General features: G+C 62.2%; 32 protein-coding genes. 15 read left to right on the top strand and 17 right to left on the bottom strand.

Going from position 1 to position 23,377, the window contains the following annotated elements:
- Positions 1–171 precede the first annotated feature (171 nt).
- Together AC1Q67_RS05355 and AC1Q67_RS05350 are read left to right on the top strand one after the other, a co-directional pair.
- Positions 172–1,011, top strand: coding sequence for an outer membrane protein (locus AC1Q67_RS05355; protein WP_492234912.1), 840 nt, complete (start codon positions 172–174; stop codon positions 1,009–1,011).
- A 130-nt stretch (positions 1,012–1,141) separates the two neighbouring features.
- Entirely contained in the window at positions 1,142–1,621 is a 480-nt protein-coding gene (locus tag AC1Q67_RS05350) for a VOC family protein (RefSeq protein WP_492234913.1), read from the top strand.
- A 165-nt stretch (positions 1,622–1,786) separates the two neighbouring features.
- Here AC1Q67_RS05350 and AC1Q67_RS05345 read toward each other — a convergent pair whose 3' ends face one another.
- Together AC1Q67_RS05345 and AC1Q67_RS05340 are read right to left on the bottom strand one after the other, a co-directional pair.
- A complete protein-coding gene (locus tag AC1Q67_RS05345; RefSeq protein ID WP_492234914.1) occupies positions 1,787–2,743 on the bottom strand; it encodes a D-2-hydroxyacid dehydrogenase family protein in 957 nt (318 codons plus the stop codon).
- A 241-nt stretch (positions 2,744–2,984) separates the two neighbouring features.
- Entirely contained in the window at positions 2,985–3,185 is a 201-nt protein-coding gene (locus AC1Q67_RS05340; RefSeq protein WP_492234915.1) for a hypothetical protein, read from the bottom strand.
- Between the two features lie 280 nt (positions 3,186–3,465).
- Here AC1Q67_RS05340 and ettA point away from each other — a divergent pair, with 280 nt between their 5' ends.
- The 5 genes from ettA to AC1Q67_RS05315 all read left to right on the top strand — a co-directional run bounded on the left by ettA (position 3,466) and on the right by AC1Q67_RS05315 (position 8,630).
- Complete coding sequence (gene ettA / locus AC1Q67_RS05335) at positions 3,466–5,115, top strand: energy-dependent translational throttle protein EttA (RefSeq protein WP_492234916.1); 1,650 nt, start codon at positions 3,466–3,468, stop codon at positions 5,113–5,115.
- Between the two features lie 24 nt (positions 5,116–5,139).
- Positions 5,140–5,652, top strand: coding sequence for a MarR family transcriptional regulator (locus tag AC1Q67_RS05330; RefSeq protein WP_492234917.1), 513 nt, complete (start codon positions 5,140–5,142; stop codon positions 5,650–5,652).
- A gap of 93 nt (positions 5,653–5,745) precedes the next feature.
- Positions 5,746–6,516 carry a trans-aconitate 2-methyltransferase gene (tam, locus tag AC1Q67_RS05325; protein WP_492234918.1) on the top strand — a complete coding sequence of 257 codons (771 nt, stop codon included), beginning with the start codon at positions 5,746–5,748 and terminating at the stop codon, positions 6,514–6,516.
- Positions 6,517–6,655: 139 nt separating this feature from the next.
- Complete coding sequence (locus AC1Q67_RS05320; RefSeq protein ID WP_492234919.1) at positions 6,656–7,282, top strand: TIGR00645 family protein; 627 nt, start codon at positions 6,656–6,658, stop codon at positions 7,280–7,282.
- A 106-nt stretch (positions 7,283–7,388) separates the two neighbouring features.
- Positions 7,389–8,630, top strand: coding sequence for a lytic murein transglycosylase (locus AC1Q67_RS05315; RefSeq protein WP_492234920.1), 1,242 nt, complete (start codon positions 7,389–7,391; stop codon positions 8,628–8,630).
- A gap of 162 nt (positions 8,631–8,792) precedes the next feature.
- Here the strand turns inward: AC1Q67_RS05315 and AC1Q67_RS05310 are convergent, their stop codons facing one another.
- From AC1Q67_RS05310 to AC1Q67_RS05290, 5 genes are all read right to left on the bottom strand, one after another.
- Positions 8,793–9,083, bottom strand: coding sequence for a hypothetical protein (locus AC1Q67_RS05310; RefSeq protein WP_006021775.1), 291 nt, complete (start codon positions 9,081–9,083; stop codon positions 8,793–8,795).
- 274 nt (positions 9,084–9,357) lie between these two features.
- Positions 9,358–9,669 (bottom strand): hypothetical protein, encoded by a 312-nt coding sequence (locus tag AC1Q67_RS05305; RefSeq protein WP_006021774.1) that lies wholly within the window; start codon positions 9,667–9,669, stop codon positions 9,358–9,360.
- 203 nt (positions 9,670–9,872) lie between these two features.
- Positions 9,873–10,268, bottom strand: a complete 396-nt coding sequence (locus AC1Q67_RS05300) for a hypothetical protein (RefSeq protein ID WP_492234921.1) — start codon at positions 10,266–10,268, stop codon at positions 9,873–9,875.
- 281 nt (positions 10,269–10,549) lie between these two features.
- Entirely contained in the window at positions 10,550–11,044 is a 495-nt protein-coding gene (locus AC1Q67_RS05295; RefSeq protein ID WP_492234922.1) for a CinA family protein, read from the bottom strand.
- Between the two features lie 163 nt (positions 11,045–11,207).
- Entirely contained in the window at positions 11,208–11,813 is a 606-nt protein-coding gene (locus AC1Q67_RS05290) for a pyridoxamine 5'-phosphate oxidase family protein (RefSeq protein WP_492234923.1), read from the bottom strand.
- Here AC1Q67_RS05290 and AC1Q67_RS05285 point away from each other — a divergent pair.
- From AC1Q67_RS05285 to AC1Q67_RS05270, 4 genes are all read left to right on the top strand, one after another.
- A complete protein-coding gene (locus AC1Q67_RS05285; protein ID WP_492234924.1) occupies positions 11,805–12,887 on the top strand; it encodes an outer membrane protein in 1,083 nt (360 codons plus the stop codon). The genes AC1Q67_RS05290 and AC1Q67_RS05285 overlap by 9 nt on opposite strands.
- A 180-nt stretch (positions 12,888–13,067) precedes the next feature.
- On the top strand, positions 13,068–13,340 hold the full coding sequence (locus AC1Q67_RS05280) for a (2Fe-2S)-binding protein (protein ID WP_006021770.1): 273 nt from the start codon (positions 13,068–13,070) through the stop codon (positions 13,338–13,340).
- Between the two features lie 136 nt (positions 13,341–13,476).
- Complete coding sequence (gene bfr / locus AC1Q67_RS05275) at positions 13,477–13,983, top strand: bacterioferritin (RefSeq protein ID WP_006021769.1); 507 nt, start codon at positions 13,477–13,479, stop codon at positions 13,981–13,983.
- A 135-nt stretch (positions 13,984–14,118) separates the two neighbouring features.
- Positions 14,119–14,889: a DUF169 domain-containing protein gene (locus tag AC1Q67_RS05270; protein ID WP_024576421.1), complete on the top strand. Its 771-nt coding sequence runs from the start codon at positions 14,119–14,121 to the stop codon at positions 14,887–14,889.
- 147 nt (positions 14,890–15,036) lie between these two features.
- Here the strand turns inward: AC1Q67_RS05270 and AC1Q67_RS05265 are convergent, their stop codons facing one another.
- The 3 genes from AC1Q67_RS05265 to AC1Q67_RS05255 all read right to left on the bottom strand — a co-directional run bounded on the left by AC1Q67_RS05265 (position 15,037) and on the right by AC1Q67_RS05255 (position 16,868).
- Entirely contained in the window at positions 15,037–15,390 is a 354-nt protein-coding gene (locus tag AC1Q67_RS05265) for a hypothetical protein (RefSeq protein WP_024576420.1), read from the bottom strand.
- Between the two features lie 127 nt (positions 15,391–15,517).
- Positions 15,518–16,114: a hypothetical protein gene (locus AC1Q67_RS05260; RefSeq protein ID WP_492234925.1), complete on the bottom strand. Its 597-nt coding sequence runs from the start codon at positions 16,112–16,114 to the stop codon at positions 15,518–15,520.
- A 58-nt stretch (positions 16,115–16,172) separates the two neighbouring features.
- Positions 16,173–16,868, bottom strand: a complete 696-nt coding sequence (locus tag AC1Q67_RS05255; RefSeq protein WP_492234926.1) for a YoaK family protein — start codon at positions 16,866–16,868, stop codon at positions 16,173–16,175.
- Between the two features lie 172 nt (positions 16,869–17,040).
- Between AC1Q67_RS05255 and AC1Q67_RS05250 the strand changes: the two genes are divergently transcribed.
- Positions 17,041–17,283 (top strand): hypothetical protein, encoded by a 243-nt coding sequence (locus AC1Q67_RS05250; RefSeq protein WP_024576417.1) that lies wholly within the window; start codon positions 17,041–17,043, stop codon positions 17,281–17,283.
- Positions 17,284–17,320: 37 nt separating this feature from the next.
- Here AC1Q67_RS05250 and AC1Q67_RS05245 read toward each other — a convergent pair whose 3' ends face one another.
- The 3 genes from AC1Q67_RS05245 to AC1Q67_RS05235 all read right to left on the bottom strand — a co-directional run bounded on the left by AC1Q67_RS05245 (position 17,321) and on the right by AC1Q67_RS05235 (position 18,876).
- The gene (locus AC1Q67_RS05245) at positions 17,321–18,274 is read right to left on the bottom strand and encodes a hypothetical protein (RefSeq protein WP_492234927.1); all 954 of its coding nucleotides are present in this window, start codon (positions 18,272–18,274) and stop codon (positions 17,321–17,323) included.
- Between the two features lie 15 nt (positions 18,275–18,289).
- Complete coding sequence (locus AC1Q67_RS05240) at positions 18,290–18,511, bottom strand: hypothetical protein (protein ID WP_492234928.1); 222 nt, start codon at positions 18,509–18,511, stop codon at positions 18,290–18,292.
- Positions 18,512–18,621: 110 nt separating this feature from the next.
- Positions 18,622–18,876: a helix-turn-helix domain-containing protein gene (locus tag AC1Q67_RS05235; protein ID WP_024576414.1), complete on the bottom strand. Its 255-nt coding sequence runs from the start codon at positions 18,874–18,876 to the stop codon at positions 18,622–18,624.
- A gap of 277 nt (positions 18,877–19,153) precedes the next feature.
- On the opposite strand from AC1Q67_RS05235, the gene AC1Q67_RS05230 reads away from it, so the two are divergent.
- Complete coding sequence (locus tag AC1Q67_RS05230; protein ID WP_024576413.1) at positions 19,154–19,420, top strand: DUF2277 domain-containing protein; 267 nt, start codon at positions 19,154–19,156, stop codon at positions 19,418–19,420.
- A 333-nt stretch (positions 19,421–19,753) separates the two neighbouring features.
- A complete protein-coding gene (locus AC1Q67_RS05225; protein WP_492234929.1) occupies positions 19,754–20,194 on the top strand; it encodes a hypothetical protein in 441 nt (146 codons plus the stop codon).
- A gap of 9 nt (positions 20,195–20,203) precedes the next feature.
- Here AC1Q67_RS05225 and AC1Q67_RS05220 read toward each other — a convergent pair whose 3' ends face one another.
- On the bottom strand, positions 20,204–20,902 hold the full coding sequence (locus AC1Q67_RS05220) for a class I SAM-dependent methyltransferase (RefSeq protein WP_492234930.1): 699 nt from the start codon (positions 20,900–20,902) through the stop codon (positions 20,204–20,206).
- Positions 20,903–21,132: 230 nt separating this feature from the next.
- Between AC1Q67_RS05220 and AC1Q67_RS05215 the strand changes: the two genes are divergently transcribed.
- On the top strand, positions 21,133–21,570 hold the full coding sequence (locus AC1Q67_RS05215) for a hypothetical protein (RefSeq protein WP_024576410.1): 438 nt from the start codon (positions 21,133–21,135) through the stop codon (positions 21,568–21,570).
- A gap of 105 nt (positions 21,571–21,675) precedes the next feature.
- Here the strand turns inward: AC1Q67_RS05215 and AC1Q67_RS05210 are convergent, their stop codons facing one another.
- The 3 genes from AC1Q67_RS05210 to AC1Q67_RS05200 form a co-directional block, all read right to left on the bottom strand.
- The gene (locus tag AC1Q67_RS05210) at positions 21,676–22,182 is read right to left on the bottom strand and encodes a collagen-like protein (RefSeq protein WP_492234931.1); all 507 of its coding nucleotides are present in this window, start codon (positions 22,180–22,182) and stop codon (positions 21,676–21,678) included.
- 110 nt (positions 22,183–22,292) lie between these two features.
- Positions 22,293–22,760 (bottom strand): DUF6691 family protein, encoded by a 468-nt coding sequence (locus AC1Q67_RS05205; protein ID WP_492234932.1) that lies wholly within the window; start codon positions 22,758–22,760, stop codon positions 22,293–22,295.
- Positions 22,761–22,764: 4 nt separating this feature from the next.
- Complete coding sequence (locus AC1Q67_RS05200) at positions 22,765–23,193, bottom strand: YeeE/YedE family protein (protein WP_492234933.1); 429 nt, start codon at positions 23,191–23,193, stop codon at positions 22,765–22,767.
- Between the last annotated feature and the right edge of the window lie 184 nt (positions 23,194–23,377).

Genomic DNA, 23,377 nt, shown 5'->3' with positions numbered 1-23,377 from the left:
TTTCAGATCACATGAAAATGCCCGCGCATGTCGCGGGCATTTTTGTTTGGGCTCGCAGTGTCGAAGAAGCCTATCGACAGAGTTCCACGCTGTTGCCCGCGCGCTACAGTAACGACCTTCGACTCTCCCTAAGGTGCAGCCAGATTTTGTTGGATGTTTTTGAGGAATTTCATGAAAATGCTTTTGGCCGCCGCTGCGGTTGCCGCTCTTGGCGCAACCGGCGCACACGCTGCTGACATCGCGGCGCGCTCCTATACAAAAGCGCCTCCATTGGCGGCTGTCTCAAGCTGGACGGGCTTCTACGCCGGCCTCAACGTCGGCTATGGCTTTAACGATCCGGTTGCGACCTTTGCGCCCAATGACCCTGTATCCGCGAACGTATTCAACTTTTCCAATCCAAACCCGGCGGCTTCGGTTGCATACGACGTCAAAGGCGTTCTTGGCGGCGCGCAGGCTGGTTACAACTGGCAGGTCTCGCCCAATTGGCTGATTGGTCTGGAAGCGGATTTTCAGGGCAGTGACATCAAGGGATCGGCGGCCACGCCCTACGCGCTCATCGGTCGACCCGGGCAGGTTAACGCCGAGCAGAATGTTGAATGGTTCGGAACGCTGCGCGCGCGCGCTGGATGGCTCGCGACTGACAAACTCCTCGTTTACGGAACGGGCGGCCTGGCTTACGGCTCGGTCCACGCAAACTCGACCCTCAGCAACACGATAGGCTATACCGCAACGGGCGGTGGCTTCGGTGCCGCATGTCCTCCTGCTTCGGGAGCTTGCTACACGGGACCAACGACAAAAGTGATGACCGGGTACACCGCTGGTGGCGGCTTTGAATACGCGGCCTGGCGAAATGTTTCTTTCAAAGCTGAGTATCTCTACGTCAATCTTGGAAGCAGCAGTATCACTTCGGCTGCCCCCGGCGTTCCGGGTAACGCAATTTCATCTTACAACACGCACTTCAGCGATCTTGACTTCCATGTCGTGCGCATCGGCGCGAACTATCACTTCTGATTTTTTGATCCGTTAAACAAAAGCCCGGCCAAGACCTTAAGGTTTTGCCGGGCTTTTTATTGCGCATGACATGCAACCTTTGCAAATTTGCGATCTTGATGGAGTGACAACGACCGAGGAAGGAACCCGCATGGCCAAGAACAAGAGCACGATCTGCGTCTGGTACGACAAGGATGCGGAAGAGGCCGCGACGTTTTATGCGAGCGTATTTCCGGACAGCAAAGTCAACGCCGTGCACAAGGCGCCGACCGATTATCCCTCCGGCAAGAAGGGCGACACCATCACGGTGGATTTCACCGTGGCGGGCATTCCCTATATCGGCCTGAACGGCGGGCCGATCTTCAAACACAACGAAGCGTTCTCGATCTGCATCGCAACCGACGATCAGGCGGAGACGGACAAGTACTGGAACGCCATCGTCGGCAACGGCGGCCAGGAAAGCGCCTGCGGCTGGTGCAAGGACAAATGGGGCATCTCGTGGCAGATCACGCCCCGCGTCCTGACGGACGCGATGGCCAAAGGCGGCGAGGAAGCCAGGCGCGCATTCACCGCGATGATGGACATGAAGAAGATCGACGTGGCCGCGATCGAGGCCGCGATCCGCGGGTGAAGGCTCATCCATTCGTCATTGCGACGAGCCATATCTTCTCCCTCTCCCCGCCTGCGGGGAGAGGGTTGGGGTGAGGGGCAAGCTGTCCACATCACGGATGCGTCCGCCCCTCACCCGGATCGTTTCACGATCCGACCTCTCCCCGTAAACGGGGAGAGGTGAACACTACGTCATCACCCGCACCGGCGCGCCGCTGAGCCACGCGGCGATGTCCTCGACCATGTCGCCATAGTAGCGCCGGTAGTTGTTCTCGGTGACGTAGCCGAGATGCGGCGTCAGGACGACATTGCCGAGCTTGCGCAGGGGATGATCGATCGGCAACGGCTCCACTGAAAACGTATCGAGGCCCGCACCGGCGATCGCCTTGCGCTGGAGCGCGTCGAGCAGCGCGGCTTCATCCACGATCGGGCCGCGTGCGGTGTTGACCAGATAGCTGGTCAGTTTCATGCGTGCGAGATCGTCGCGCGTGATGAGCCCGCGCGTGCGCTTGCTCAGGATGACGTGAATGGTGACGATATCGGCAGCGGCGAATAGCTCGTCCTTGCTGGCGTAGGCGACGCCCGCCGCGGCGCAGGCCTCCGGCGTCAGGTTCTGGCTCCAGGCGATCACGTTCATGCCGAGCGCCTTGGCGATCGTGGCGACCTTCGTGCCGAGCTTGCCGAGCCCGACGACGCCGAGCGTCATGCCCTCGACGTCCTGCCCCATGGTGGTCTGCCATTGCTCGCCGGCGTGCATGCGCGCGTTCTCGAAGCCGATCTTGCGGGTCAGTTCCAGCATCAGTCCGATGGTCAGTCCCGCTGTGGCGTTGCCGACGCCGCCGGTGCCGCACACCGTGACGCCGCGCTCTTTCGCGGCCTCAAGGTCGAACGAAGCGTTGCGCATGCCGGAGGTCAGCAGCAGTTTCAGCTTCGGCAGCGCGGTCAGCATCTCGCGCGGAAACGGCGTGCGCTCACGCATGGCGCAGACGATCTCGAAATCCTGCAACGCGCGCACGGCTTCGTCCTGTGAGGCAAACGGCTTGTCGAACACGGTGATGTCGATCTGGTCCTTGAGCGATGACCAGTCCGCAAACTTGAGCGCGATGTTCTGGTAGTCGTCGAGAATGGCGCAGCGCAGGGGCATTTGTTTGCTCTCTTTGTTATGTCCGCAAGAAATCGCGATGCACTCCCTCTCCCCGTTTGCGGGGAGAGGGTTGGGGTGAGGGGCGCACGCGCGGCTTGCCCCTTACTCGGATCGTTTCACGATCCGACCTCTCCCTGCAAGCGGGGAGAGGTGACGCATGTCGTAAGCGGCGCGCAGTCGTCATCCTTCGAGGCTCGCAAGTGCTCGCACCTCAGGATGACGAACGATTGTCTTGGAAATTTTACTTCGCGGTCTTGCCGAGTTTCCGCGCGCAGGCCGGACCCGGGCCGCGCATATAGTGCTGTTCCGGGTGGTAGGGGTCGAAGGCCGCCTTGATGAAGGTGCGCCAGAACTCGGCGATCTCGGCCAGCAGTCCCTTGGATGGGGCCGTGCGGGGTGCGGACATTTCCGCGATATGGATCGGTGTGCTGTGCGTCGTCATGGCTTCTGCTCGACGATCTGTAGTGCTGATTCTTGACGCCTGAATATTGGTCGCGGCGCGTCTGTCCGCGGTTCGAACCGGTAAGTTGCGCGGATTCGATTAAAAAGCCGTTTTCGTCGCGGCAAGGGCCTCAGATCGCTGGAAAATTCTCTCGGCAGCCTTTCCAAAACCCTACCTTTGGAGGGCCGCGCCGGTTGCCCTTTGCGGTTCCCGCCGCTACATCAACGGCAGCAAATTTCCCCGCACAACGAAGGTTTTCCGGAACCGTCAAAGGATCACGATGGCTCGCCAGTTCGTCTACTTCATGCAGGGTCTGACCAAGGCCTACCCGACCCGCAAGGTGCTCGATAACGTGCATCTGTCGTTCTATCCCGACGCCAAGATCGGCGTGCTCGGCGTCAACGGCTCGGGCAAATCGACGCTGCTGCGGATCATGGCCGGCATCGACAAGGACTATAACGGCGAAGCCTGGGTCGCCGAGGGCGCGCGGGTCGGCTACCTCGAACAGGAGCCGCAGCTCGACGCCACCAAGACCGTGCGCGAGAACGTCATGGAAGGCGTCGCCAAGCAGAAGGCGATCCTCGATCGCTACAACGAACTGGCGATGAACTACTCGGACGAGACCGCCGACGAGATGACCAAATTGCAGGACGAGATCGAGGCCGCGGGCCTGTGGGATCTCGACAGCAAGGTCGATCAGGCGATGGACGCGCTGCGCTGCCCGCCGGACGATGCCGATGTCACCAAGCTCTCGGGCGGTGAGCGCCGCCGCGTCGCGCTGTGCCGCCTGCTGCTCGACCAGCCGGACCTGCTGCTGCTGGACGAACCGACCAACCATCTCGACGCCGAGTCCGTGTCGTGGCTGGAAGGCCATCTGCGCAACTATCCCGGTGCGATCCTGATCGTGACCCACGACCGCTACTTCCTCGACAACGTCACGGGCTGGATTCTCGAACTCGACCGCGGCCGCGGCATTCCCTACGAGGGCAACTATTCGCAGTGGCTGGTCCAGAAGCAGAAGCGCCTGGAGCAGGAAGGCCGCGAGGACGCCGCGCATCAGAAGACGCTCGCCCGCGAGCAGGAGTGGATCGCCTCATCCCCGAAGGCACGTCAGGCCAAATCCAAGGCGCGCTATCAGCGCTATGAGGACCTGCTCAAGCAGGCCAGCGAGAAGCAGACCCAGACCGCGCAGATCATCATTCCGGTGGCCGAGCGTCTCGGCAACAACGTGGTGGACTTCGAGGGACTCAGCAAAGGCTTCAACGATCGCCTTCTGATCGACAATCTCACCTTCAAGCTGCCGCCGGGCGGCATCGTCGGCGTGATCGGCGCCAACGGCGCGGGCAAGACCACGCTGTTCAAGATGATCACCGGACAGGAAAAGCCGGATGCCGGCACCATTACGGTCGGTGAGACCGTGCATCTCGGCTACGTCGATCAGTCACGCGACGCGCTCGACGGCAAGAAGACCGTGTGGGAGGAAATTTCCGGCGGCAACGACCAGATCCTGCTCGGCAAGAAGGAAGTGAACTCGCGCGGTTACTGCTCGGCGTTCAACTTCAAGGGCGCGGACCAGCAGAAGAAAGTCGGCGCGCTGTCCGGCGGTGAACGCAACCGCGTGCATCTCGCCAAGATGCTGAAGTCCGGCGCCAACGTCCTGCTGCTGGACGAGCCGACCAACGATCTCGATGTCGATACGCTCCGCGCGCTGGAAGAGGCGCTGGAGGATTTCGCCGGCTGCGCCGTGATCATTAGCCACGATCGCTGGTTCCTCGACCGCATCGCGACGCATATCCTCGCCTTCGAGGGCGACAGCCATGTCGAATGGTTCGAAGGCAACTTCCAGGACTACGAGAAAGACAAGATGCGCCGTTTGGGTCAGGATTCGGTGATCCCGCATCGCGTGAAATACAAGAAACTGACGCGGTAGCGCAGCAAGGGTGGCCGGGGGCAAATGGGGGACGACGACAAGGCACTGACGTCTGAGGAAATCAGCGCGTCCGCGCCGGTCACATTCCATCAGAGCGAATGCACGATCGATGCGCAGGAGCGCGCCGCACTGGCCATCGATGTCGCTTACGTTCAGTGGCGTGCGGACTTTCGGCGCACGGTGATCGCCGCCGGCGTGCTGAACCGGCCATGGCGCAGCGTGTTCGAGGCCGACATGATGTTCAGCATCGTGGCGCATCGCTGGCTGGCCGAGCGTCCGATCACGCACAAGGAGCTCGCGACCTATTTCGAGATCTTCGTGACCGAAGCGACAGTCTCGCGACATCTCGATGACATGGAAGAAAGCGGCATGATCGTGCGTCAGACCGATCCCGATGACCGCCGCCGGATCTTTCTGCTGCCGACGCGGCGGCTGGAGACCATCGGCCACGGTTATCTCCAGGCGAGAATCCGTCTCATGCGCGAACACGGTTTTGTCTGGGTGGGACGCAACGAAGCCGCCAGCGATCTCGCTTGAACCGGCGCTGAAGGGCAGACGTCGCGCTCGGGTAATCTGGCCATCGCTGGCCGGGTGACGTAGAAAGGTCATCCGAAAGCGTGGAGCGTCACGATGGCCGACTGGGATGCGCAGCAATACCTCAAATTCGAGGACGAGCGGACGCGGGCGGCCCGCGACCTGCTGGCGCAGATTCCGGTTCAGGACGCGCGGGGTGTTGTGGACATCGGCTGCGGGCCCGGAAACTCCACCGAGCTTCTTGCCAGGCGCTGGCCGCAGGCGAAGATCACCGGCATCGATACCTCCGCGGACATGCTGCGTCAGGCCCGCGAGCGGCTGCCGCAGCACACCTTCATCGAAGCCAATATCTCGCACTGGGCGCCGCCGGCCGGCACCGACGTGCTGTTCGCCAACGCGATCTTCCAGTGGGTGCCGAACCACATCAAGCAGCTGATGCGTCTTGCCATGGCGTTGCCGGACGGCGGCGCGATGGCCGTCCAGATGCCGGACAATATGGACGAGCCGTCGCATGTGCTGATGCGCGAGGTTGCGCGCCTGCCGCAATTCCATACCCAACTCGCGCATGCGCTGGAGGCGAGGGGCGAACTGCCGGGCCCCGGCGTTTATTACGACGCGCTGCGTCCGCTCTGCAGCCGCATCGATATCTGGCACACCGTCTATTACCATGTGCTCGATGACGCCGCCGCGATCGTCGAATGGGTCAAGGGCACGGGATTGCGTCCGTTCCTCGATCCGCTGGAGATCCCGGAGCGAAAGGAATTCCTTGAGGCCTATACGGCGCGCATCGCCGCAAGCTATCTGCCGCAGGCCGACGGCAAGGTGCTGCTGCGGTTTCCGCGGATTTTCATCGTGGTGGTGAAATAGCGCCGCAGCCTGACAAATCTGACGCGATGATGTCGAACGGGAAAATCCGCTGCGGTGAAAAGCCGCTGGAGCGCGCCTCGACAGAATCTGACATGTTCCTTAGCTGAGTACCGTCTGAAAACGGCCAGCCGGAGCACACATGTCCCTTACGCCCGATACACCCATGCCGCCACGAGGCGATACCTCGTTGCGTCCGATTCCGATGCTGATCTTCGGATCACGCTGGCTGCAATTGCCGCTCTATGTCGGTCTGATTGTGGCCCAGGGCGTTTACGTCATTCTCTTTCTGAAAGAACTCCTGCACCTCATCACCCATTCGTTCGATTTCTCCGAGCAGCAGATCATGCTCGTGGTTCTGGGTCTGATCGACGTGGTGATGATCTCCAACCTTCTGGTGATGGTGATCGTCGGCGGCTACGAGACCTTCGTGTCGCGGCTGCATCTCAAGGGCCATCCGGACGAGCCGGAATGGCTCAGCCACGTCAACGCCAGCGTGCTCAAGATCAAGCTTGCGATGGCGATCATCGGCATCTCCTCGATCCACCTGCTGCGCACCTTCATCGAGGCGGGCAATCTTGGCGGCGCTGGCCGCACCACCAATTACACCGAAGCCGGCGTGATGTGGCAGACCATCATCCACGGCATGTTCATCCTCTCCGCCATCGGCATCGCCTATGTCGACCGGATTTCGAACGGGCCGGTGCTCGCGCCGAACGGCGAAGCGGCGCATAACGGACACGGGGCGAAGGGCCATCACGGGCATTGATACCGTCACGCGAAAGCCGTCATTGCGAGCGACGGATGAACATGGAATTTCTCCTTCTTCCGTCATTGTGAGCGAAGCGAAGCAAATCCATATCGGACCCGCAGCGATGATCGATAAAAGACTGGATTGCTTCGTCGCTGCGCTCCTCGCAATGACGTTGTTTCTGATTCCGCATTCTTCACGCGCCGCCGACGCCGGCTTCACGAACTTCGTCGCCTCGCTCTGGCCCGAGGCGCAGAAAGCCGGTGTCTCGCGCGCGGTGTTCGAGCGCGAGACGCGCGGGCTGGAGCCGGACTACAAATTGCCGGATCTGCTGCTGCCTGGCCGGCCATCGACCGGCGCGCCGTCGCAGGCCGAATTCGTGCAGGTGCCGGCGGACTATCTGAAGGAGGCGAGCATCGCGCGGCTCGCCGCGCATGGCCGCACCCTGATGCAGCAGCATGCGGCGACGCTGAAAGCCATCGAGCAGCGCTTCGGTGTCCCCGGCACGATCATTCTGGCGATCTGGGGCCGCGAGACCGATTACGGCCGCTACGCGCTGCCGTATGACGGGCTGCGGGTGCTGGCGACGCAGGCCTATGTCGGGCGGCGCAAGGATCAGTACCGGGGCGAATTCATCGAGGCACTGAAGCTGATCCAGAACGGCGACGTGACGCGCAAGGATCTGCGGACCTCATGGGGTGGCGCAATGGGGCTGACGCAATTCCTGCCGTCGGAACTTCACAAGCACGGCGTCGATTTCGACGGCGACGGCCATATCAACATCTGGACCTCGGTGCCGGATGCGCTCGCTTCCGCCGCGCAGCAGCTGAAAAACAAGGGCTGGCAGCCGGGCCTGCGTTGGGCGTACGAGGTCCGTGCGCCGGCCAATGCCGACTGCGCGCAGGGCGTGCCGGAGGTGACCAAGCCGATCTCGCAATGGTTGCGCGAAGGCTTTGTGCCGGTGCGGGGCCTGCGCCTCTCCGCCGCCGAACAGGCGCAGGACGCATCGCTGCTGCAGCCGGAGGGCATCTATGGCCCGGCATTCCTGACCACGAAGAACTACTTCGTTATCAAGGAATACAATTTCTCCGATCTCTACGTGCTGTTCGTCGGTCATCTCGCTGACCGCATGGCGGGCGGGCAGCCGTTCGCCACGCCGTGGTCCGCGTCGACACAGTTGCGCAGCACCGATGTGGAAGCGATGCAGAAGCATCTGACGCGGATCGGCCTCTACAGCTCGAAACTTGACGGCAAGGCGGGGATGCAGACCCGCGCGGCGCTCGGCGCCTATCAAAAGCGGGCCGGGCTGAAGGTCGATTGCTGGCCGAGTGCGGACGTGCTGCGCGCGATGAGCGCGGGGCGATGACTCGTCATTGCGAGCGAAGCGAAGCAATCCACTCTTAAGAAGACAAGCTGGATTGCTTCGTCGCTGCGCTCCTCGCAATGACGGAGCTTCTTCAAAAAAACCCGGCCGCGAGGCCGGGTTTTGAAACTCATGTCTCACGACACAATCGTGAGAAGTTTCAGATCAATCGCAAACCTGAACGCGGCGAACACGCCAGCCGTAGCCGTCCCAGAAACGCTCGCGCACGAGGCGGCAGGCGGGTTCTTCGACGTACACGGGGCCCGGGGCGTAGCCGTAGCCGTAAGCCGGGCGGCTGTTGGCAATCGCGGCACCGGCGATTGCGCCGCCGAGAATGCCAAGGCCAACGCCGGCGGCAACAGCGCCGCCATCACGCGCCTGAGCGGCAGGCATCGCGGTTGCAAGCGAACCAGCGATCGTCGCGACCGCGAGGAACGCTGAAAGAACCTTCTTCATGTTTATCTCTCCTCAGATCACGCCAGAGCCCGGCGCAAGGCGATTGGTCTGCAAGAATCCAATGACGGACCTCAAGATAGCCCGATTTGGCCCCTGTTAGAAAGTACCGGCGTCATCCCCCACCGGCGATTCAGCATTGTCCCGGCGCCAATATAGCGGATTCTGGCGCGCGGGCCGTTAACAAAAAACGCTCCGGAGCGGCTTTTGCCGTCCGGAGTGTACCTTTCTTCCAAGCCCGGACGGCCAAAAAATGGCCGCCCGATGAACGATTGCGTCAGTTACAAACTTGGACGCGGCGGACGCGCCAGCCGTAACCGTCCCAGAAGCGCTCGCGCTGCCAATAGCAGGGGGCGCCGCCGTAATAGACGGGGCCGGCGCCGTAATAGCCGTAGCCTGGGCCGTAGTAACCGCCGCTGTTGGCAATGGCCGCGCCTGCGATGGCGCCGCCGAGAATGCCGAGGCCCACGCCGGCTGCGATACGTCCGCCGCGCGCTTCGGCCGGTGCCGGGGCTGCGAGGGCGGTGACGGCGACAGTGGCGGCAGCGGCAACTGCCAAGACGATCTTCCTAGCGCCGATCTTCTGCATGGCTTTCACCTTTCATCGTTGTGACCCTTAGATAACGGGTCCCGGCGATGAAGGTTTCACAGTTGCGTTGAACGGGAACTGAATGGAGGAGCCGGATTTCCGCCATCATCAGGCGCGGGCTTAAGAAAAACGGCGCCTCGCAAAAAGCGAAGCGCCGCCGGAATTTTCGAAAGCCGCGCGGAAAAAAGCCGCGTGGCCTGTGATCAGAACAGCGAAGCGTACTGCTGCAGACCCGCCTTCTGAACGAGGCCCATCGCGGTGCGCTTCTGGTCCTCATCGAGGCTGGCGAACAGCGCCGACGCGGCCGGCGCAAAGCGGCGAACGGCGGCTTCGTTGACCTGCGGCTCGCGTGCGAGAACGCGCAGCGCGTTGGCGACGGCGGGCCAGTACTTTGCCTGCTCGGCGCGCAGCTTCAGCGCCGCGCGATAGCGCATGATGGCGACTTCGCTCATCGCCGACTGGAACATCGAAACTTTCTTCTGAGGCGCAGCGGCTTCAGAGCCGACGGACGCAGTGAAGTCCTGGGCGGAAGCGGGGGCACTTACGGCAATTGCCAACGTGGCAACAACAGATGCAATCGCGATTGGCAATTTTCGCATGTTTCTCACTTCAAAATGGTGTGGATGATGGCGGGGACGTACGTGCCATATGTGACCAAAATGCGATGAGTTGGGTTAACAAACCCGGAAAATGGGGCGCTACCCTTTGTTAAGGTTTAGGGGGCGGATTTGTTCCGCAAAAACAACGCTGTTTTTGGCCCCGTAACATTCGCTCACGAAAGGTGAAGCGGGTTCCGTGGTTAATTCAGGAACCGCAATGGGCCCGAATCTGCCGATAAATGCTGGATAATCCGCATATCCGCGATTCGATGCAGTTTAGTTCAGCGCGGCGCGCCGATCGTTTCGGCGAACACTTCGAGCGCGCGAAATGCAAAGGCCCGCATGTTGGCGATGCGATTGCTGTCGCCGGTCTCGAGCGTAATGGCGCGCGCGAGCGGTCCCGCAACCGCCATGCACGAATGCCCTGCGGCGTCGCCGTAGCGGTTGCCGGACGGACCCGTCGCGCCGGTTTCGCTCAGGCCCCATGTCGTGTTGAGAAGTTCGCGCGCCCGGTTCGCGAGCAGGGTGGCATAAGGCTCGGTCGCGCCGCGATTGCCGATGGCCTCCATCTCATCTTTTGTGATGTTCACCAGCGCCGCGCGCGCACGCGGCGTGTAGATCACGCCGCCGCCGCGGTAGTAGGCCGATGCGCCGGGTACCGCGAGCAGCGCCGCCGAAATCAATCCGCCGGTGGAGGACTCCGCGATGGCGATGGTTTCCTTTCGCGCGATCAGGGATGCGGCGATTTTTTCCGCGAGCGGCAGCAGCTTGTCCATAACGGGACTTTCAGTATGAGGGCGACGTAAGGGGTACGAGAGGAGAGTCCTGATGCAAGATGATGTCTGTCTCTCCGCTCGTCCCCGCGAAAGCGGGGACCCAGAGATTGAGTACTGGATTCCCGCTTCCGCGGGAATGAGCCGATACTTGTATCGGCGCAGATCAGAGCTGCGTCTTGTAACGCGCTTCGACAGCGTCCTGACTTTCCGGCGTGCCCTGACCGGTCTGTTCGTGAATGACCTCGGAGATGCTCGGCTGCGCCGAGCGGGCGACACGCGAATCCGGCGACCAGAGCTTCGAGCGCATCAGCGCCTTGCCGCAGTGGAAATAGACTTCGCGCACGGCGATATCGAGTACGGCGCGCGGCAGCTTGCCGAACTCGATCATGGTGGCGAGCAGGTCTGCATCCGCCGAGAGCTTTGCATTGCCGCCGACGCGCAGCGTTTCGTCGAGGCCGGGCACGAAGAAGATCAACTGCACATAGCCGCTGCCGGACAGCACGTTGCGGAAGCTGTCGATGCGGTTGTTGCCGGGGCGATCCGGCATCAGGAGGCGCGTTTCGCCTTCGACATGCACGAAGCCGGGATTGCCGCCGCGCGGGGAGGCATCGACGGTGCCGTCGGGACCTGATGTTGCGAGTACGCAGAACGGTGACATGCCGATGAAGTGCGCGGCGTGGCGGTCGATGCGCGGAAGCTGTTTCGCAATCACCCGCTCGGTCGGCGCGGCGTAGATGGTGCCGAGGTCGTCAGGTCCGATATGCGTCACGCCAACCCTCCTTCGAATGCTAAGGATTTCTACTCCAACCGGCGGCAAGGTGCATTGTCCGCAGGAATGTTTTGCCGGTCAAAGGGTCCCAAAGAGTCCTGTGTTGTTGCTGTATTACTACATGTCTCGTGGCTCGGCGGTGCTAGGATAAGGCATATTTTTGATGGAATTTTGGGGCGCTGGATGAAGTTTCTCATCAAGGGAGTGCTCGCGGGCACGGTCATTTCACTGCTTGCGCTCGGGGGACACAGTGCGGCACGTGCTGCCGATCTTCCTGTGAAAGCGCCTCCGGTGCCGGCGGTTTATAGCTGGACCGGCTTCTACATCGGCGGTAGCGCCGGATACGGCTGGCGCGACAACCGCGCAACCACTTTCAATCAGGCCGATCCGCTCGTCACGCTCGTCACATGCGGCGGAGTTTTGGGTGGCACCTGCGCTCCCCCAACGTCTTCCAGTCTTAGCGGCGGTGTGTTCGGCATCCAGGCCGGCTACAATTGGCAATTCAATTCTCGCTGGGTGCTGGGGGTCGAAACCGACATCAACTTCACGAGCATCAGCGGCTCGGCGACAAGCGGGCGCTACAACCTCGGGCTTGTAACCGCGCAGAACAATATCGAACAAAATATCGAGTGGTTCGGAACGGTTAGAGCGCGACTGGGCTTTTTGGCGACTGATCGCTTCTTGGTCTACGGGACCGGCGGGTTTGCCTATGCGCAGGTCAGAGAGGGATCGACTGTGACTGCGCTCACCGAACAGGGCGCATTTGGCTTAGGGTCAGCATACGGCTGCCAGGCCATCACGAACTCCGCGCCGACATGTTTTCTGGGTGATTCATCCCGGACAGCCACCGGCTGGACGGCGGGCGGCGGCATCGAGTATGCGCTCTGGGACAACTTCACCCTGAAAGCTGAGTATCTTTACGTGAACCTTGGCCGCGGCTCCGTGAACGTGGTTGCGCTGGACAATTCCGTGTTTGGACCGGGAATTCCCAAGGCCTCCTTTACGGCGGCATTCGACAGACCCGATATCAACATCGTCCGTGTTGGCTTCAACTACAAGTTCGGCGCGCTCTAGCGCCGCGTGTGCGTTTACTCGCCAGTTCGCTATTCCGTCGATGAAACCGAGATTAGACTCATTCCAGACTAAGCCTGCGGCCAGTTTGGAATAGCTTAAAAGTGGCTGTTTTCCTTTTGCATCGGGGGCTCCGGTTTAATACCTGTTGGTCAACAGTCCTTACAGGTTCTCCAGACATCCATGATTGTTTGTTCCTGCAACGTCCTGACTGACCACGACGTGCGTAACGTTGTGACCCAGGCCAAGGATTTCCCGCGCACGGCCGGGCAGGTCTACGGCTGCCTGGGTTGCAGCGCCGAATGCGGCCGTTGCGCCCGAACCATCAAGAAAATCATGGACGAAGCGCTGGGCGCCTGCGCCAAGGCTTGCTGCTCTGGATGCCCCCACAGCCAGCATGAAGCGGCCAACGAGGACCAGCAGCCGGTTGTCCTTCTAGCCCAGGCCGCCTGCTAAACACCTTCAGACATTCAAATTTCCCCAGCCGATCCCGGTCCCCTCGGCCCGGGGTTGTAGTTGCCTGTAATCTCATTTAGAACGCTTCTAAATTGAATTGGGACTGTCAAGCGACGGTTCCGCAAGGGAGTGCAATATGAAGGGCGACCCCAAGGTCATCGACTATCTCAACAAAGGGCTGCGCAGCGAACTGACTGCGATCAACCAGTACTGGCTGCATTTCCGGCTGCTCAATCATTGGGGCCTGAAGAGCATGGCCAAGCATTGGCGCAAGGAGTCCATCGAGGAGATGCACCATGCCGACCGCTTCACCGACCGCATCCTGTTTCTCGACGGCTTCCCCAACATGCAGGTGCTGGATCCGCTGAGGATCGGCCAGAACGTCAAGGAAATCCTGGAATGCGATCTCGCCGCGGAAGTCGGCGCGCGCACGCTCTATCAGGAGGCGGCGACCTACTGCCACAGCATCAAGGACTACGTCTCGCGTGACCTGTTCGAGAGCATCATGAAGGACGAGGAGCATCACATCGACTTCCTCGAAACCCAGCTTGATCTCGTCGAGCGCATCGGAATCCAGCTTTACGAACAGAAGCATGTCGGCGATATCGGCGACGACAATCCGCCCGAAGGGGAGGGGCACTGATCGCTCCTGCCTCGATCCAATTGAAGACAAAGGCCCGGACCGCTTGATTGCGGCTCCGGGCTTTTCTTTTTGCGCTTCACCTCACCGCAAAATGCTCTAGCCTCGGCAACAACAAGAACATCCGGGAGAAACGCGATGACCTATGACTGGCCTGCGATTGTTGGTGACCTCGACTCGCTGCTGAAGCTGCGTTCGATCCCGTTCGGCATGAAGATGTTCGCGCGGCGCGAGGACATGGAAGCGATCCCGAAGATTCGCCGGCCGCAATCGGTGCACACGCTGGATCAGATCGTGGCGCAGGCGGCGCGGATCGGCTGGACGGTCGGCATCACCAGCGACGATCTGGTCGGCGCGCAATGCCGCGCGGTGGTCGGCCTCGGCGGTGCCAAGACCGAGGCGTGGCAATCCGGCCAGCACATGACCGGCGTCTGGTTTTCGACGCAGCAGGATGCGCAGGCGCATCAGGAAGCGATGCATTGCGTGCCGGACGGAAAATACGATGCGCTCGCGGTCGGGCCGCTGTCGTCGGGCAAGCTCGATCCGCCCGACATCGCGCTGTTCTACGCAACACCCGGCGCGATGATCTATTTCATCAACGGATTGCAGTGGTCGGGCTACAAGCGGTTCGACTGGAGCGTGGTCGGCGAATCCGCCTGTGCGGATTCATGGGGCCGCGCACTGACGACGCGCCTGCCGAGCCTGTCGATCCCGTGTTTCGCCGAGCGCCGCTACGGCGGCGTGCTCGACGAGGAAATGCTGATGGCGACTCCGCCGGAATATCTCGTCAGCGCCATCGCCGGGATGAAGGCGCTGTCGAAGAACGGTTTCCGCTATCCGTTCGCGCAGTATGGTGTGCAGCAGGACGTGCGCGCCGGCATGGCGGTGAGCTATCCGGGCAGGGCGTAGGGCGCATCTGAAGACCAACACTCGTCATTGCGAGGAGCCGTTAGCGCGTCTTCGACGCGCTTTGGCGACGAAGCAATCCAGCTCTTTCCTGTAGCTATGGATTGCTTCGCTCCGCTCGCAATGACGATCGGGAGACGCCTGCGTTCCTCACGACCCGTCAGCCGGCACGAAGCATGTGATCTCGATGTTGCCGCGGATCGTCACGTACCAGACCACGGCGCCGCCGGTAGGATTGCCGCCGGTGCGGATGATCGCTTTCTCCGGCACCATCCACCACTGCCCCTCGATCGGCACCCAGTAGCTGCCCTCGCGCACATCGTAGTCGGTGCGATGCCCGTCCGATACGTCGCAGCACGGCACGCCGGCCGGACTGCGCGCATCCTTGAACCATTTGCGGATGTGTTCGGGGACATCGCCGAATTGTCCGCGATCGACCGCGAGAGCCGAAGCAGCAGACAGCGTCAGCGGAATTATCAGGGCAAGGCGAGCAGGCCACCTCATGCGATCCTCCGCGATCAGAATCGTCCAGGTGAGTTTCCGACTTCGGGTTGAAGGCGTCCAGACAAACCCGCGCGAGCCGCGGTGTTCCTCCCGTGCGTAGTTGAGGCACGACGCAGCGCAGCATCGCTCACGCCTTCGCGCTGCGCTTCTTTTTCGTTTCAGGTTGCGGGGCAGGTGGCGTCAGCGGGCAACCGGCAAAGGCGGCTTCAAGCGCGGCAGGGGCGCCGTCGAGCCTGAATTCGGCGGTGGTGCGCCCCGCGGCAAGCGAGCGTATCCGGATGACGAGCACGTTCGACATCGAAAGTTCATTGGCGAACGTGGTCACCGCCGCGCGGTCTTCGATTACGACGGTGCGGTACTCCTGAAGGAAGCGCGCGGCGACATTGTCGTGGCCGGGCTTTTCGTCGAAGCGATAGCCGAGCGTCGAGTTCGGATCGGTGCCGACCTTGAAATCGAAGGCGAAGCGCACCATCGGCTTGCCGTCGAAACAGGTGAGCTGCATCGAGGCCGGCTGGGCGTAATCGGCAAAACTGTTCGAGGCGTTGTTGATGATCAGCATCGCGCTCGGCACCGGAACGCCGGTGATGCGATCGACCTGTTTTTCGATTTTCCAGTTGCCGGACGCCGTCGTGACCGGGGTCGCGACATAAGGATCGCGCGTGTAACACGCGCCCAACCCGGCGCACAGCAAGACGGCTATCATGGCGAACGCGATACGGCGCACAACGCAATCCCCGGCCCGCCCTTATCCTGCAACCGGGGCGGGTAGGGCGCAAGCGGCTTTATGCGGGGCGCGTTTCCTCGATCCGGATCACAGCGGCGGCAAGGCCGACGGCAACCGAGAGCGCGAGGCACCAGAAGCCGACATAGACATACATCACCGCGGCGACCGCGCAGCCGAGCGCAAAGAAGCAGATCGCAAGCGCGAGACGGCTGAAGCGGGTTCGTACCTGCGGCCGCTCTTCGGGCTTCGTGCCGGTGAGGAGGTCGACGGCATCGAGCGTGACCTGCACGGTGGAGCCGGTCATCATGGTGGACGGCGGCAGGCTGGCCAAATGCACACGCTGGACCGCGTTCTGCATCGCCATGGCGGCGACGCCGGCAAAGCCGGTCAGCAGCGCCATCGGGGTGTTGGCATCGGGAAACGGTCCGAACCGGACGGCGAGAAGAAAGAAGGCCAGCAGAAGCACGACCTTCACACCGAGCAGGATCTGCATCGCGGGGAGTTTGTGCGCGCGCAGCGCAATGCCCGCGAGCCGCGCCAGCGCGATCACCAGAATGAACTCGGGCAGCGCCAGAATCTTGCCGACGATGCCATGGCTGCCATGGACCAGCGCCGCGCCGAGCGTGACGAAATTTCCGGTGACATGTGCGGTGAACAGCCCCGCGAGACCGAGGAAGCCCGCGGTATCGACGAAACCGCCGTTGAACGACAGCAGGGCCGCAACGGTCAGGGAGCGAGCGACGGGACTACTCATGTGCGGATCCGGTTTGTGTACGGTCATTATCCAGACCGTTCACCGGCCCGCAAGGTGCCGCATCGCTTTGCCATGGCCGGGCGGTCACATCGGAATGCAGTGATTTGATCCCGGTCAAGGACGACGCGGCGGCGCGTGATACTTTGAAACACCGGATCGAAGCGGGGTGACGATGAGTGACGGCTGGCGTCTGTTTCTGATTTCGGCGGCGGTTCTGGGCGGGGCTTCTGCGCTTGAGAAGCTTTTCGTGCCAGGCATTGTGCCGGTTGCCTTCGCGGACGAACCGCAGCCGCTCTGGGCGGTGGAGACGGCCTTTGTCTTCCGCGCCATCGAGCTGATCGCCGCGGGCATCGCAATCATCTCTTTCACGCTGGCGATGACGGCGTCGATGAAGAGGCGACGGGACGGACCTTAAAAGTCATCCTGCGTGTCCCGGTTAGGCGTGCGCCGGTCTAGGTTTCATCATCTGCAACGAACAAACCAACCTCTTCGCGCACCGCGTCGATCGGCTGGATGGCCGCCGACCAGAAATCCCACTCCGGAGCGAACAGATCGGCGGTGGTGTCTTCACCGCGCGCCCAGGCATAGAAGAATTCCTCCGGCTCGAACGCACCGGTGGCGGAGCCCGCAACATCGTTGAGCGGAATGCCGAGGTGCCAGCTCAGGATCACCGGCAGCACATGCCCCGCCATCGCGTGAGCGCGATGCATGGTCGCCGTCAATGTCGACGTCAGCAGTTCGCCGCGCGGCGATGTGTCGTAACCGGCGAGGACGTGCGTAGAATCGTGCGGCACGGCGAACTCGAAGTTCAGTGCCGTCGGCTCGCCCGGATAGGCGTAGCCATTGGCCTGATAGAACGTCGCGAACGCATGGCCGAAGGTGGTCTCCGGCAGACGCGCCAGCGCATGGAAGCGTGTCGCAAGCGCGGGATCGGGCTCGGCATCGTAAGGCTGCAGCCACGGCGCCATCTCGGCAGCGGCCCAAGCGCGGCCGGTTATGCTCTCGAGATTGGCGTGGAGCATGTGGGTCTTGGCGTCTTTCAGATCGCCGAGCGCGATCCGCGCGAGATCGTGGACGAACTCGTCCTTGACGTTGAGGGAGTCCGCAAGTTTCACAACCCCGCTCAGCTTTGCGGGATTGATCGAGCCGCCAACGAACGCCATGACCGCGGCGAAGCTCACGGCTTGTGCGGCAAGGGCAGGATCGTCGGCGAGCTCAGCCTGCCGATAGGGGCTGAGCGGTGTCAGTCCGGCGAGGCCGAACTGCGGCTCGAGATGAAAAATGTAACGCGTGGCCGCGGCGATGGTCTCATGGTCGATTTCGGTCGGCAGTCCCTCGGTGGCGGCAATGCCGAGCATCACGGCGAGGGTGCTGCGGGCCTGATCCAGCGTCGCGGGAATGTGCATGGGCCCGCCGCGTTCCTATCTGAACTGCGTTCGGCAGAGCGGACTGAGCTTTCTGACGTTCTTCTGCATGCAGGCCGTGATGCGCTTCACGTCCGGGACGAACTCCCGGCAGTATTTCATCGCGTCCTTGCGGCAGGCACGGCGTTGCTCCGGCGTTCCCGCGGCCTGCGCCGATGAGGCGGCAATCAGCGCGATGGCCGCACAGGCAGCGAGGGCTTTAACGAGCGGTCGGGTCATGATCAGGTTCCTGGTGAGGGAACCGTAACCTGATCATTCCCGCCCATCAAACGGTAAACCCGATTGCGCGAATTCTAACTTTCCGCCTGGGCGCCACTCCGGTGCCCACGCTAGTGATGCGCAGGCACCTCGGCCCCGTCCGCCGAATACTGCCGGATCTTGTTGCGCAAGGTGCGCACCGAGACGCCGAGAATGCGGGCCGCATGGGTGCGATTGCCGTCGCAGCGCGCGAGCGTTTGCAGAACGAGTTCGCGTTCGATTTCCTGGACAGTGGCGCCGATGAGCAGCGGGACCACCTGGCCCGGTGCCACGGCCGGCGCATCGGGTAATACTTCCGGTGCGCGTACGTGCATTTCCTGGGTCATCGAGACCTCCTGACCACTGCTGCACCTGTCAGGGACGCAGACTATATCCAAGGTTCTCCGATCTCAGCCCGTTCAAAGGGTGGGCCGATATGGTTAACAGGACCTTAATTTCCGGGGTAACCCGTTCATGGAACTCACGAATTGGAACCGGATGGAACCGCCGGGGATCGTTTGGGAAAATCGGATCGGTGGCGCAGCACGCCTAAAATTTGCGCGCCCTACAGCCGGAAAATAAAGTGAAGTGCAGGCCCGCAGGGCGTGAAAGGGAAGAAGCTCCATGTGCCGCAACATCAAGACGCTGTTCAACTTCGAGCCGCCCGCCACTGAAGACGAAATTCATGCGTCGGCCTTGCAGTTCGTGCGCAAGCTCTCCGGGTTCAATGCGCCGTCGAAGGCGAATGAAGAAGCGTTCAATCGCGCCGTCGCCGAGGTGTCCGCCAGCGCACGCAAGCTGCTGACGTCGCTGCACACCCATGCGCCGGCGCGGGATCGTGAGGTCGAAGCAGAGAAGGCGCGGGAGCGGAGCCGGGCGCGGTTCGGCTAAACGCAAAACGGGCCAGCGCGAGCCGGCCCGTTTTCTTTTGCGTTGCGAAGTGCTTCAGGAGCGCGGCATTGCGATCGGCACGAACCTTGGATCGCTGGCGCGGCGGTCGATTGCCGCGACCCGCAGCAGGGCTTCAAGCTTCAATAAAAAGATTTCCGCCAACATTGTCATAATCCTTCCGATCGACCGTATGGCAGTTGGACGCCGACTCACCGCCGGGCGTTCAATGTCTGAAATAAAAGCTATGCCTCGCTGTTCACGTTCGCAATGGTCTTGCTGCCAGATCGCGACAAGTTAACCTTACGCAAGATCGCGCCCGCCCGGAGGCATTCGATGAAACATGTCGTCACGGCGCTGCTGTTGGCTATCTCGCTGGCCGGAGCGGTGTCCGTCGCGGAAGCCGACACCTCGGACCGCTTCGCCATGGGCGGCTGGATCGAGAAATTCCAGCCCGCCATCGATCATGCGAATGCCAGCGGCGAACTGTTTCGCATCCGCGGTCACTGCCAGTCGAACTGCACGCTGTTTCTCGGCGTCCGCAACGTCTGTGTCGAGCGCAGCGCGCGGCTGTTGTTTCACGCCGGTCACGGGCGCGGCCCCAACAGGTATGTCATCAACGCCGGTTCGACCCAGCGGATGCTGAATGCCTACAACGCCAAGCTGCGGCAGTACGTCGTCGCGCAAGGATATCTTGCGAGGCTGGAGTTCAGCACCATCTCCGGCGCACGGATCATCGACGAATTCGGCTACAGGGAATGTCCGCGCGGCGGCTGATGCCGCGCGTTACGCCGCGCGCCGCGCCAAAAAGCCCCAGTCCCACGGCAACTGCTTCGAGCCGCGCGGCTTGCGCAGGCCGTCCACCGACCAGGGATAATACACCTTGGCGATCCGGGTCATCTCAAAGCCGGTGCCCGAGACGGTGGAGACCAACTCGTCGCGCTCGTAGAATTTCTGCCAGACGCCGTCACGATGGACGAGGCCGCCCGCCTTGATCTTGTCTGCCGATGCGCCGAGCTTGTTGACCATCAATTGCGATTCCATCGACGGCACCACCACCAGCGCAAAGCCCGACGGCTTGGTGACATCGGCCATGGTCGACCACAGCGCGTCGCGCTTGGCCTGACGCGGCGAGGTGATGACATTCAGGCAGACCGTGAGATCGGCGACGGTGCCGAGGACCTTCGCCGACCGGGTGACATCCATCGCGAGCCACTTCGCATTCGGAATGTCCGCGCACCGCTTCTTCGCACGCGCGACGATGCGCGGCGCGAAATCGATACCGGTGATCCGCTCGAAGCGATGCCCGAATTTCTTGACGAAGCTGCCGACGCCGCAGCCGAGATCGACCAGTTCAAGATTCTTTCGCGAGCGGCAGGCTGCGGCGACGAAACGCGGCATCTGGCCACTCGTCTCGTCGGTGACGATATCGCACACCAGCGACTCGAACTTGGCCGCGTGCAGATCCCATTCAACTCGATTCACAGGAACCTCCCGTCGGTCATTGTGACGCCCGAATCGATTAAACAACAGAAATCCGCGCGGCGATACGCGTTGCGGGGCCGAATCTGTTGATCGATTTTCCGCTATAAGAGTTCCGCTTGCGCCATTAGCGTTTTGCGAATCCGCGTCATGGGCTAAACTTGATTCGGTTTTACCGATTCATTCGCGACATTCCTGCTCACACCTGTTGCCCAACATCCGGAGAACTCATCATGCGTCTGTCATCTGCCATTCGCGCCGCGCTGATCGCTGTGACGGCGCTCATCGGAGCCGGCCTCTCATCCGCTCATGCCGACAGCGGCACCGTCTCGCTCGTCATCTACAAGGCCGGATGGTTCATCGGTGGTTCGGGCGGCAGCGGCACGCTTAACTTCCGCGGCAGGAGCTATGCACTGTCCACCGGCGGCATCGATTATGGGCTGGTGTTCGGCGGATCGAAGACGGTGCTGCGCGGCCGGGTGAGCAACATCAACCGTCCGTCGGACGTCGCGGGTGTCTATGGCGCGGCGGGCGCCGGCATTGCGGTTGGCGGCGGCGCGCGCGCCATCGTGCTGACCAACCAGAAGGGCGCGGTGCTCGAACTGTCCGGCCGCCAGGTCGGGCTGATGGCGAACGCCGACCTCAGCGGACTTGCGATCACGTTGAAGTAAGCGCGCACCTGCGGCGCTCGCTGAATCATAAAGGCCGGGCACATGCCCGGCCTTTTTGCTTGATCAATGAACTATGGCCACAGGGAGCAGCGGAATACGGTGCCGCTACTTCTTGTCCTTGCGATGCTTCTTTTTCTTTTTGTGATGATCGTCGTCGTCATCGCCGTCATCATCATCTTGCACGCCAGCCGCTATGGCTGCGGCATAACGCGCGGCGGCTTCCTGCTCCTCGCGCTCCTTCGCTTCGCGCTCGCGCTTTTGGCGGTGCTCTTCCCACGCGTCGAAAATCGTTTCCAGCCATGGAAGAATTTCCTCGAACGAGGGCAGGCGGCCGGGCGGACCCTGCTCGCCGCGCGGGCCTTGCGCACCCACGGGGCCCTGCTTGCCCTGCGGACCTTGTTCGCCGCGCGCGCCTTGTGCGCCGGGCTTGCCTGCCGGTCCGGCTTCGCCGCGCTTGCCCTGCGGTCCTGCTTTGCCCGGCATCCCCGGCTTGCCGCGCGGACCTTCCGGCCCGGGCCGGCCCGGATGTCCTTGCGGTCCCGGCTTTCCGGGTTTTCCCTGCGGGCCTTGCGGTCCGCTCCGAGGTTGCCGTGTGGTCGCGTCGTTAGCCACGTCTGCACTCCAAGTTATTTGCTACAAGTGATTTGCTACGCTGTCTTTCTAGCAGCGTTTTCATGACTGCCATAATTCAGCGGAAGGCGCGGCCGATGGATCCGCCGGCGCTAGCCGTCTCCGCCTGCCGCAACAGTGGCTTGCGTGGTCTGTCGCGCCGATACGCGGGATCTGCTCCATGCATCATGACCCAGCATCCCGACCGCCATCGCGGCGACGAACACGATCACCGGCAGGCTGAGGCCAGCGAGATTGACCAGCGCCGGGCCGGGGCAGAGCCCGACCAGCCCCCAGCCGATCCCGAACAGTACCGCACCGGTGACCAGCGGCGCATCGATGTCCTTGCGCGTCGGCCAGAGAGATTGCGCGCCAAACACCGGCGCGCCCCGCCGCCGTGCGAGCACAAAGCCGATGCTCGAGACCGTGACCGCACCGGCCATCACGAAAGCCAGCGTCGCGTCCCACGCGCCGAAGATGTCGAGGAAGCCGAGCACTTTCGCTGTATCCGTCATGCCGGAGATCAAAAGGCCGGCGCCGAAAATGAGTCCGCAGACGAAACTCACGAGAACGAGCGGCATCGCATCAGCCTCCGATCATGTGGCGCGCGATGGCGACGGTGGCGATGGCTGCCGCCATGAAGATCGCGGTGGCGACAAGCGAGCGCGCGGACAGCCGCGCGACGCCGCAGACGCCGTGACCCGAGGTGCAGCCGCCGCCCATGCGGCTGCTGAAGCCGACCAGCAGGCCCGCAACGACAATCACGATCAGGCTCGCGGGCATTGCGGGCGAGGGAAGCGGCGTGCCGGTGGCGAGTGCCGCGGTCAGCGGCGCTGCGATCAGCCCCGCGATGAAAGCGAGCCGCCAGCCGCGATCGCTTGTCGCGGACGCAAGAAGCCCGCCGAAGATGCCGCTGATGCCCGCGATGCGTCCGGACAGCAGCATCAGCATGGCTGCGGCGAGCCCGATCAGCGCGCCGCCGATCAATCCGGAAAGAGGCGTGAGGTTGTGCATGGGCGGAGCCTATCACAATCAGCGACAGGATCGTAGCCCGTATGCAGCGCAGCGGAATACGGGGCAAGCGGCGCGATCCATCCCGGATTGCGCTTCGCTGCATCCGGGCTACGCTTGCTTATCGAATCTCTGAAAAGCGAACCTTGTAAGAGGGCGCGCACGTGTGACTATACTGACCAATCAC

The organism is Afipia sp. GW823-FHT06G09, assembly GCF_058794875.1.
Note: the sequence above shows the minus strand (reverse complement) of the source record. Positions and strands in the feature narration are given on the sequence as shown.